General features: G+C 68.8%; 12 protein-coding genes, 1 other RNA gene and 2 pseudogenes. All 15 read right to left on the bottom strand.

Annotated features, from left to right (window positions below):
• Positions 1-220 (bottom strand): annotated as a pseudogene (locus GBZ26_RS24165) (cell envelope integrity protein TolA); the annotation flags it as partial.
• A 28-nt stretch (positions 221-248) separates the two neighbouring features.
• On the bottom strand, positions 249-731 hold the full coding sequence (gene tolR, locus GBZ26_RS24170; RefSeq protein ID WP_014240514.1) for a protein TolR: 483 nt from the start codon (positions 729-731) through the stop codon (positions 249-251).
• Between the two features lies 1 nt (position 732).
• Complete coding sequence (gene tolQ / locus GBZ26_RS24175) at positions 733-1,455, bottom strand: protein TolQ (protein WP_174441036.1); 723 nt, start codon at positions 1,453-1,455, stop codon at positions 733-735.
• Between the two features lie 5 nt (positions 1,456-1,460).
• Positions 1,461-1,940, bottom strand: a complete 480-nt coding sequence (ybgC, locus tag GBZ26_RS24180; RefSeq protein ID WP_174441037.1) for a tol-pal system-associated acyl-CoA thioesterase — start codon at positions 1,938-1,940, stop codon at positions 1,461-1,463.
• Positions 1,933-3,024, bottom strand: a complete 1,092-nt coding sequence (ruvB, locus tag GBZ26_RS24185; protein ID WP_174441038.1) for a Holliday junction branch migration DNA helicase RuvB — start codon at positions 3,022-3,024, stop codon at positions 1,933-1,935. Before ruvB ends, ybgC begins: the two co-directional genes overlap by 8 nt.
• Entirely contained in the window at positions 3,021-3,650 is a 630-nt protein-coding gene (gene ruvA, locus GBZ26_RS24190) for a Holliday junction branch migration protein RuvA (protein WP_174441039.1), read from the bottom strand. Before ruvA ends, ruvB begins: the two co-directional genes overlap by 4 nt.
• The gene (locus GBZ26_RS30425; RefSeq protein ID WP_246472343.1) at positions 3,647-4,105 is read right to left on the bottom strand and encodes an endonuclease domain-containing protein; all 459 of its coding nucleotides are present in this window, start codon (positions 4,103-4,105) and stop codon (positions 3,647-3,649) included. The genes ruvA and GBZ26_RS30425 overlap by 4 nt, the downstream gene beginning before the upstream one ends.
• A gap of 75 nt (positions 4,106-4,180) precedes the next feature.
• Positions 4,181-4,702: pseudogene (gene ruvC, locus GBZ26_RS30430) on the bottom strand (crossover junction endodeoxyribonuclease RuvC); the annotation flags it as partial.
• A gap of 29 nt (positions 4,703-4,731) precedes the next feature.
• Positions 4,732-5,484 carry a YebC/PmpR family DNA-binding transcriptional regulator gene (locus tag GBZ26_RS24200; RefSeq protein WP_014240508.1) on the bottom strand — a complete coding sequence of 251 codons (753 nt, stop codon included), beginning with the start codon at positions 5,482-5,484 and terminating at the stop codon, positions 4,732-4,734.
• A gap of 201 nt (positions 5,485-5,685) precedes the next feature.
• Positions 5,686-6,507 carry a TIGR00282 family metallophosphoesterase gene (locus GBZ26_RS24205; RefSeq protein WP_174441041.1) on the bottom strand — a complete coding sequence of 274 codons (822 nt, stop codon included), beginning with the start codon at positions 6,505-6,507 and terminating at the stop codon, positions 5,686-5,688.
• 12 nt (positions 6,508-6,519) lie between these two features.
• A complete protein-coding gene (locus GBZ26_RS24210; protein WP_174441042.1) occupies positions 6,520-7,113 on the bottom strand; it encodes a 5-formyltetrahydrofolate cyclo-ligase in 594 nt (197 codons plus the stop codon).
• Positions 7,114-7,153: 40 nt separating this feature from the next.
• Positions 7,154-7,313, bottom strand: a non-coding RNA gene (gene ssrS, locus GBZ26_RS24215) — 6S RNA.
• A 13-nt stretch (positions 7,314-7,326) separates the two neighbouring features.
• Entirely contained in the window at positions 7,327-7,641 is a 315-nt protein-coding gene (locus GBZ26_RS24220) for a cell division protein ZapA (protein ID WP_174441043.1), read from the bottom strand.
• A 3-nt stretch (positions 7,642-7,644) separates the two neighbouring features.
• Positions 7,645-7,869: a hypothetical protein gene (locus tag GBZ26_RS24225; protein WP_038527192.1), complete on the bottom strand. Its 225-nt coding sequence runs from the start codon at positions 7,867-7,869 to the stop codon at positions 7,645-7,647.
• 72 nt (positions 7,870-7,941) lie between these two features.
• A partial coding sequence (locus tag GBZ26_RS30000; protein ID WP_211104933.1) for a hypothetical protein occupies positions 7,942-8,158 on the bottom strand: 217 nt, incomplete at its 5' end.

Raw genomic sequence — 8,158 nt, forward strand, 5'->3', positions numbered from 1 at the left:
GCGGGCTCGGCTTCGCCTCGGGGACCGGCGGCTTGGGCGCCGACGGCTTCGGCTCGCCCTTGTCGACGCGCGCGGCCTGGGTCACCTCGCCCATGTCCACGATCTCGATCGGGATGGACTCGGGGATGTCCAGCTTGCGATCGCTGGGCGGCATGCCGAGCACGAACAGCGCGACCAGCGCGACGTGCAGCGTTGCCGAGGCGATCAGGGGTTTGCGCATGGGTCAGCCTTCAACTCGCCGTGGCGTCTCAGCGCTGCGCCGAGCCGCCGACGCGCGGCCCGGTGGCGCCCGGCCCGCTGGGCATCTCGGCGACCAGCCCGACCTTCTTGAAGCCGGCGGCGCTCATGGTGCCCATCACCTCCAGCATCTTGCCGTAGGCGATCTTCGCGTCGCCGCGCACCAGGATGCGGGCGTCTGGGTTGTTGTTGGTGACGGCGATCAGCAGCGGCACCATGTTGGCCGTCTCCACCGCCGTCTCCTGCACATAGACCCGGCCGTCGGACTGGACGGTCACGAACAGCGGGTCCTTCTGCGCCTCCAGCGGGGCGGCGTTGGTCTTCGGCAGATCCACCGGCACGCCGACGGTCAGCAGCGGTGCGGCGACCATGAAGACGATCAGCAGCACCAGCATGACGTCGATGAAGGGCGTCATGTTGATGTCGGCCATCGCGCGGTATCCGCGGCGGCGGCCCCGTCCGTGGCCGCCCTTTCCTGCGAGCTGGGCTCCCATGTCAGGCGGCTCCCCGCTCCTCGAGGTGGCGCGACAGGATCGCCGAGAACTCGCCCGAGAAGGTCTCCAGCCGGTCGGCGTAGCGGCCGAGGTCGGTGGTGAACTTGTTGTACGAGATCACGGCGGGAATGGCGGCCACGAGACCCAGCGCCGTGGCGAACAGCGCCTCGGCGATGCCGGGGGCGACGACGGCGAGGCTGGTGTTGCCCGACGCGGCGATGGAGGTGAAGGAGTTCATGATGCCCCACACCGTGCCGAACAGGCCGATGAAGGGCGCCGTCGAACCGACCGACGCCAGGAAGGTCATGTAGCGCTCGGCGCGCAGCATCTCGCGCCCGATGGTCACCGACATGACGCGCTCGACCCGCTGCTGGAGCGAGCCCTTCATGGAGCCGATGCCGCGGTCGGCGGCGTGGCGCCACTCGCGCATGCCGGCGGCGAAGGTCGCCGACATCGGGTCGGCCGGGTTCTGGCCGATGCGGTCGTACAGCGCGTCCAGCGAGCCGCCGGACCAGAAGCTCTCCTCGAAGGCGTCCGCCTGCGCGTTCAGGCGGCGGATGCGCATCAGCTTCTCGATGATGATGGCCCAGCACCACACCGAGGCAACCAGCAGCATCAGCATCACGATCTTGACGATCATGTCGGCCTGCCAGAACAGGCCCCACATCGTGATGTCGTGAGCCTTCGCCGCGGCCCCGACCACCTGGGCGGAATTAAGATCCATCGCAGTCAGTCTCGCTTCTGCCTTTTGTACAAATCGATGAGCGCCTCGCGGACCGGCGCCGGAAGGCGCGCGGGACGTCCGGCCCGGTTACCGGCCAAATTGATCATCGCCAGCTGAATCTCCGCCCGCGCGAGGTCACGGCCGTCGCGACGGGCAAGTTGTGCAACTGCGAAGGAGGCACCGCCGGTATCGGTGATTCGCGTCACCACTTCAAGCGTATCCTCGAGCTTTGCGGGAGCGACAAAATCGATCTCCGCCCGTCGTACCGCAAATGACACACCGTCGCTTTCGGCCAGTCCGGCGTTGGTGAATCCGGTCAGCCGCAGCATCTCGGTGCGCGCCCGCTCGAAGAAGCGCAGGTAGTTGGCGTGATAGACCAGCCCCCCGGCGTCCGTGTCCTCGTAGTAGACCCGCAAGCGCAGCCTGTGCTGCGCGTTCTCGTCAAACCAGCCCGAGAGATTTGCCGTCCCGGCGCCGTCAGACATCGCCGTCCTCCGGGTCCGGGTTGGCCTCCGACAGCCGGTCCAGCAGGTCGAACTGGCGGGTCGGCGCCGACGGCGGGTTGAGGCCCAGATAGCGGAAGCCCTGGTCGGTCAGCATGCGCCCGCGCGGGGTCCGCTGCAGGAAGCCCTGCTGGATCAGGTAGGGTTCCACCACCTCCTCCAGCACGTCGCGCTGCTCGCCGAGGGCGGCGCCCAGCGTATCCACGCCCACCGGGCCGCCGTTGTAGTTGTTGGCGATGATGCCGAGATAGCGCCGGTCCATGCTGTCGAGGCCGAGCCGATCGACCTCCAGCCGGGTCAGGGCGGCGTCGGCGATGCGGGCATCCACCTCCGGCACGCCGGCCACCGCGGCGAAATCGCGCACCCGGCGCAGCAGGCGGCCCGACACGCGCGGCGTCCCGCGCGAGCGGTTGGCGATCTCCCGCGCGCCTTCCGGCGTGATCAGCATGTTGAGCACGGCCGCGGCGCGGCGAACGATCAGCTCCAGCTCGTCCGGCTCGTAGAACTGCAGCCGCACGGGGATGCCGAACCGTTCGCGCAGGGGGCGCGTGATCAGGCCGGACCGGGTGGTGGCGCCGACCAGCGTGAAGGGCGGCAGGTCGATCCGGATGGACCGCGCCGACGGGCCTTCGCCGATGATGAGGTCGAGCTGGAAATCCTCCATGGCGGGATAGAGCACCTCTTCCACGGCGGGATTAAGGCGGTGAATCTCGTCGATGAAGAGGACGTCGTGCGGCTGCAGGTTGGTCAGCAGAGCGGCGAGGTCGCCGGCCCGCGCGATGACCGGACCGGAGGTCGCGCGGAAGCCCACCCCCAGCTCGCGCGAGACGATCTGGGCCAGCGTCGTCTTGCCCAGGCCCGGCGGGCCGAACAGCAGCACATGATCCAGCGCCTCCCCGCGTGCGCGGGCGGCCTGGATGAAGATCGACAGGTTCTCGCGCGCCTGCCGCTGGCCGATGAACTCGGCGAGCGAAAGCGGGCGGATCGAGGCTTCGCCGGAATCGCCGGCGCCCCGCCCCGGCTGCACCAGCCGGTCGGGATCGGAGCCGTTCTGGTCGGCGGTCATTGGCTGAGTTCCTTAAGGCCATGGCGGATCAGCTCCGACACGCCGGCCCCGTCGCCCAGCTTGCGCCCGGCGGCCACGACGGCGCCGAACGCCTCCGACCGCCCGTAGCCGAGGTTGACGAGGGCCGAGACGGCGTCCGCCATGACCATGTTGTCGGGGCCGCCCGCCCCCGGCGCCGCCTTGCCGCCCGCCGCCGGGGCGGTGGAGGCCGAGGCGCCGAGGGTAAGGTTGCCCACCTTGTCCTTCAACTCGTTGACGATGCGCGCGGCCACCTTCGGCCCCACGCCGTCGGCGCGGGTGAGCGCCGTCTTGTCCTGCGCCGCGATGGCGCGGGTGAGCTGGTCCGGGTCCAGCACGCCGAGGATCGACAAAGCGAGGCGCGAGCCGACGCCCTGGATGGTGGTCAGCAGCCGGAACCAGTCGCGCTCGCCGGAATCGGCGAAGCCGTAGAGGGTGATCCGGTCGTCGCGGATGAAGGTCTCGACGACCAGCGCCCGCCGCTCCCCCACCGCCATGCGCGACAGCGTGCGGTTGGAGCAGGCGACCTGATAGCCGACCCCGTTGACGTCCACCACCACCCAGTCGGTCCCGACCGAATCCACGACACCGGTGAGCTTGGCGATCATGGAAGTGACTCCCTGCCGGACGGTTGGCGCCGCAGAATGGTTGTTTCGTCGAGACGGGCCTTGATCGTTTCAAGGACCCCGTCCAGGTTCTCGTTCAATTCGTTGTTCCAGAAGCGGAGCACGCGGAAACCCGCCTGCTCCAGCATGCGGGTCCGGCGTTGGTCCTGCTCGACGCGATCCGCATGCTGTCCACCGTCCAGTTCGATGACCAGACGATGGTCGTGGGCCACGAAATCCACCGTAAAACCCAATATCGGTTCCTGACGGCGGAATTTCGCCCCCATCTGGGCGTTCCGCAACCGCTGCCACAGCAACTTTTCGACGTCCGTGGAATCACGCCGCAACTGACGCGCCCGAACGGTCTGAACCTCGGACGGCTTCTTTTGCGCCAGGACTCCCCACTCCCCCTCTCCCCCCCGGGGAGAGGGTTGGGGTGAGGGGGGAACGCCGCCCATTTTGCCGCGCGCCAGAAGTTGCGCCCCCTCACCCTGCCCTCTCCCCGGGGGGGAGAGGGAAGACGCCGGTGTCCAGGACAGAAGGGACTGCCGGTGATGCGCGTGGCAGATCGCCACGGCCAGCGCGTCCGCGGCGTCCGGCGTGGTGATCGCGCAGCCGGGAAGCAGCAGGCGCACCATGGCCTGCACCTGCGTCTTGTCGGCCCGGCCCTGCCCCACCACGGCCTTCTTCACCATGTTGTTGGCATACTCGGCGACCGACAGCCCGGCCAGAGCCGGGACCAGCAGGGCCACCGCCCGCGCCTGCCCCAGCTTCAGAGTCGAGACCGCGTTGCTGTTGACGAAGGTCTCCTCCACCGCCGCCTCGTCGGGGCGGTAGCGCTCCAGCACTTCGGTCAGCGCCTCGTGGAGCTGGCACAGCCGCTCGGCCAGCGGACGGCCGTCTTCGGAATGGACGGCGCCGTCCGCCACATGGGTCAGCCGGTTGCCGGACACGTCGATGACGCCCCAGCCGGTGTGGCGGAGGCCGGGGTCCAGCCCCAACAGGCGTACGGGCGGCTGCTGCGCCGCCCCGCTCCTTCCGGCCTGCCCAAGCACCCCGGTTTCCTCCGCTCCGCGGCCTGGAATCAGGCCGTCAGCTTCTGCATCAGCTCGTCGGAGATGTCGAAGTTGCCTTCGACGGTCTGGACGTCGTCGTTGTCCTCAAGCACGTCCAGCAGCTTCATCAGGCTGGCGGCGGCGTCCTCGGACGGGGCGACGGTGTTCAGCGGCTTCCAGGTCAGGCGGGCGCTCTCCGCGCCGCCGAACTTGGCCTCCAGCGCGTCGCGCACGATCGCGAAATTCTCCACCGTGGTGGTGACCTCGTGACCGTTCTCGTCGGACGCCACGTCCTCGGCGCCGGCCTCCAGGGCCACCTCGAACACGGCGTCCGCGGCCGCGGCGGCGGCCGGGTAGTAGATCGCGCCGACGCGGCTGAACATGAAGCTGACCGAGTTCGTCTCGCCCAGCGAGCCGCCGTACTTGGTGAAGGCGGAGCGCACTTCCGACGCCGTGCGGTTGCGGTTGTCGGTCAGCGCCTCGACGATCAGCGCGACGCCGCCGGGGCCGTAGCCCTCGTACCGCACCTCGTCGTAGTTCGCGTCGTCGCCACCGCCGGGCGTGCCCTGCTTGATCGCGCGGTCGATGCGGTCGCGCGGCATGTTCTGCACGCGGGCCGCGGTGATCGCGGCGCGCAGGCGCGGGTTGGCCGCCGGGTCGGGCAGGCCGCCCTTGGCCGCCACGGTGATCTCGCGGGCGAGCTTGTTGAAGATCTTCGACCGCTTGGCGTCCTGCGCGCCTTTGCGGTGCATGATGTTCTTGAATTGGCTATGACCGGCCATGCGTCGAACGAGCCCCAGATGGATTCAAAGAGACAAAGGTCTTGTGAAACAGCTTGGTAAGCGGTGGGACACATGTACCAGCCTTTGTGCGCCACCGCACGCCTTCGGCGCCGGAGACGACACCTACCCATATAGAAAGTCAATATGGCAGTATTGGGGCGCCCCTTTTGCGCCCCGCGGGGCCGGAGCCGGTGGCGCCGCTCAGCCCCGGACCGGCATGGACTGGCTCAGCCGCCCGCCCAGGCGAACCGGCTGGATGCTGGTGGCGAGGCCGGTGCGGTCGTCCGTCTCAACGTAGCAGCCGCAGACGGTCCCCTCGCCCTCCGCCGGGCTCAGCCGCTCGGTGGGCAGCTTGCGGATCAGCTTGGCCATGGCGACCTCCTTCTTCATGCCGATGGCGCTGTCGTAGTCGCCGCACATGCCGGCGTCGGTCAGATAGGCGGTGCCGCCCTTCATCACCACATGGTCTGCCGTCGGGACATGGCTGTGCGTGCCGACCACCAGCGAGGCGCGGCCGTCGCAGAAATGGCCCATGATCATCTTCTCGCTGGTCGCCTCGCCATGGACGTCGACCAGGATGGCGTCGGCGCCGTTGGGTCCCAGCCGGTGGGCGCGCAGCACCCGCTCAACCGCGGCGAAGGGGTCGTCCATCGGGTCCATGAACAGGCGCAGCATCACGTTCATGACCAGCACCTTGCGCCCGCCCCGCGCCTGCAGCAGCACGAAGCCGCGCCCCGGAGTTCCTTCCGGGTAGTTCAACGGTCGGATGATGCGCGGCTGCTGGTCGATCGCCGCGACCAGCTCCTTCTGGTCCCAGCTGTGGTTGCCCAGCGTCACCACGTCCACGCCGGCCGCGAAGAACTCCTCGGCGATCTTCACGGTGATGCCGAAGCCGCCGGCGGCGTTCTCGCCGTTGACCACGGTCAGGTCGGGGTCGAGCCGGTCGCGCAGCATCGGCATGTGCGCAATCACCGCGTCGCGTCCCGACCGCCCCACCACATCACCGAGAAACAAAAGCCGCATCGTCCCCAACCTTCACTGCGTAAAGCGGAGCGTCTCGCGCTCCGTCAGAATCCAATCGAGCCGCTCGTCGTGCGCCCCGTGGGGCACAGCGTCCATCTCCTGTACGGCGAAGGCCATGCCGACCGCCAGGACGGGACGGATCGCGCGCAGGGCGTCCAGCGTCCGGTCGTAGTAGCCGGCGCCGTAGCCCAGCCGGTGCCCGCTGCGGTCGAAGGCCAGCATCGGCACCAGCAGCACCGCCGGAACCACCTCGGGCCGGTCGGCGCCCGGTTCCTGGATGCCGTAGCGGCCGGCGGCCAGCGGCAGCACGGGGTCCCAGTCGCGGAAGGTCAGCGCCTGCCCGCGCGGCCCGGACACCGGAAGGGCGATGGAGCGCCCGCCCGTCCTAAGATGGAGCAGCAGGGGCCGCACGTCGAGTTCCGAACCAAGCGGCCAATAGCCGGCGACCGGTCCGTCGGCGATGAACCCCGGCCGAACCAACTCCTCCAGGAAGCGGTCGCGCAGAGCATCCGCGGCAAAAGCGCGCAGCCGGTCGTCGCTGAGGGAATCGCGCCGGGCGCGTGCCTGGGCTCGGGCGGCGTCCTTGGCCGCGCGCGGGTCGCTCATCGTCGCCTAAAAACGCGGGGAAAAATCAGGGGGAGAGGCGGAAGGTGCCGCCTTGGCCGTTGGCATTGCTTATCCTCCATGACCTGCAGAGCAGGTGGGCGCCGTGTAACCGGACCAGGGTCCGGACAGGGACAGCTCCCGAGAGTCTAAGATTATCGGCCCTGGGGATTATTGCGACCTGACGAACCAGGCAGCGACCTTCCGTGGACTAACTTAAGCGCGCTCGAGGCGCGCGGCAACCTCTTCGATGCGCAAAGCGACATTATCCACGGCGGCGGCCACCTCGGCCTCGTTGACCGTGGACAGCGGGGCGAGACCGCGGCCGGCCATGACGTCCTGCATCTCGTCGGCCATGACGATGGCGGTGAGGACGAGCATCTGCGCCTCCGACCCGGATTTCCCGCCGCCGGTCACCTGCTTCAGCTTGGCGTCCACGAAGCCGGCCAGTTCCCGCAGGCGGGATTCCTGCCCATCCTCGCAGAAGACGCGGTAGGCGCGCCCGTTCACCTCGAACTCCACCTGGGCCATGGCTCAATTCTCCAGAACCGCTTCGAGACGGCCGATGGCCGCCTCCAGACGCTTCGACACGGTTTCCGCGTTCTCCTGGGCCCGCGCCTGCTCGATGCGGGCCTCGCGCAGGGACTCGCTCAGCTCCTGCTCGCGCTTGGCCACCCGTTCCTCGCGGGCACACGCGGCATGCTCCAGACGATCCACGGCCTTGGAGAGGCGGTCGAGCGCGGCTTTCAGGGAATCCATGGGCGGGGAACCTTGACGGACGGATGGACGGCTAGCGGGTCAGCAGTTCGCACATGCATAAAATGCCGAGCGCTACAGTTGGGCCGACCATACCGCCCCGTCAACCGGAATTACGCCGCGGATTGCGGTGGAAACGGCGCTTCCAAGATGCGCGGAAAGCCGGACCGCCATCCCCATTCCCGTGTTGACCTGCGCACACGGGTTCTGCATGGTGCGCGCGTCCTGCGGGAAGCCTTGTTTCCCGCCCAATCGGTGTTGCCCGACCCCGTTCGGCTCCCATCGTCCGCTG

This window comes from Azospirillum formosense (assembly GCF_013340925.1).
GTDB classification, from domain to species: domain Bacteria; phylum Pseudomonadota; class Alphaproteobacteria; order Azospirillales; family Azospirillaceae; genus Azospirillum; species Azospirillum formosense.

Bases quoted from the DNA above. Each gene is read 5' to 3' on its own strand.
- tolR (WP_014240514.1), bottom strand. From the start codon at position 731: ATGGGAGCCCAGCTCGCAGGAAAGGGCGGCCACGGACGGGGCCGCCGC.
- tolQ (WP_174441036.1), bottom strand. From the start codon at position 1,455: ATGGATCTTAATTCCGCCCAGGTGGTCGGGGCCGCGGCGAAGGCTCAC.
- ybgC (WP_174441037.1), bottom strand. From the start codon at position 1,940: ATGTCTGACGGCGCCGGGACGGCAAATCTCTCGGGCTGGTTTGACGAG.
- ruvB (WP_174441038.1), bottom strand. From the start codon at position 3,024: ATGACCGCCGACCAGAACGGCTCCGATCCCGACCGGCTGGTGCAGCCG.
- ruvA (WP_174441039.1), bottom strand. From the start codon at position 3,650: ATGATCGCCAAGCTCACCGGTGTCGTGGATTCGGTCGGGACCGACTGG.
- GBZ26_RS30425 (WP_246472343.1), bottom strand. From the start codon at position 4,105: ATGGGCGGCGTTCCCCCCTCACCCCAACCCTCTCCCCGGGGGGGAGAG.
- GBZ26_RS24200 (WP_014240508.1), bottom strand. From the start codon at position 5,484: ATGGCCGGTCATAGCCAATTCAAGAACATCATGCACCGCAAAGGCGCG.
- GBZ26_RS24205 (WP_174441041.1), bottom strand. From the start codon at position 6,507: ATGCGGCTTTTGTTTCTCGGTGATGTGGTGGGGCGGTCGGGACGCGAC.
- GBZ26_RS24210 (WP_174441042.1), bottom strand. From the start codon at position 7,113: ATGAGCGACCCGCGCGCGGCCAAGGACGCCGCCCGAGCCCAGGCACGC.
- GBZ26_RS24220 (WP_174441043.1), bottom strand. From the start codon at position 7,641: ATGGCCCAGGTGGAGTTCGAGGTGAACGGGCGCGCCTACCGCGTCTTC.
- GBZ26_RS24225 (WP_038527192.1), bottom strand. From the start codon at position 7,869: ATGGATTCCCTGAAAGCCGCGCTCGACCGCCTCTCCAAGGCCGTGGAT.